General features: G+C 37.5%; 1 protein-coding gene. It reads left to right on the top strand.

Annotated features, from left to right (window positions below; translation table 11 throughout):
- The first annotated feature begins 123 nt into the window (after positions 1–123).
- Positions 124–339: a hypothetical protein gene (locus AC1DTM_RS31240; RefSeq protein WP_088099360.1), complete on the top strand. Its 216-nt coding sequence runs from the start codon at positions 124–126 to the stop codon at positions 337–339.
- Positions 340–531 lie beyond the last annotated feature (192 nt).

Below are 531 nucleotides of genomic sequence, written 5' to 3'. Positions count from 1 at the left end.
AGTATATGAGGCTCACCATATACTATCTAAATCTTTTTATTTACTGTTCATTTTCGGTGGGTGTTAAGAAATACAGACTTAACATCCCAATGATAAAAATAAAACCACTACGGACAATTCACAATGGTAATTGTGACGCTAGCCATTGTTCGAGGAGAATCAAGAAGTGACGCAGCAACAATTACCGTTCCAGGTCCATTTGCGGCTAGAAATACAGCGGTAAAGTTACCTGAAGCATTGGTGATGGTAGCAAGAGGAACCATAAAAGCAAGAGAAGGATTACTAAATGAAAAGTTGACTACTACCCCTGCAGCAGGACTACCGTTTACTAATACTTGATCCGAAAAGAACAAAGTATTATTTCCTTGGGTGGATACACATGCTGTGGTTGCGTTAGAAGTTAAGGTAATAAAATCCGTATGATAATACATGGTATATAAGCAAAGAAGAGCCTGATATGGCTCTCAGGCTCTTCCCTCAATAGCAAAGAGTAAGTCTTTTAATTACTCTTCTAATACATAATACACAAAA

Source organism: Bacillus sp. P4_D3, assembly GCF_056401855.1.
Note: the sequence above shows the minus strand (reverse complement) of the source record. Positions and strands in the feature narration are given on the sequence as shown.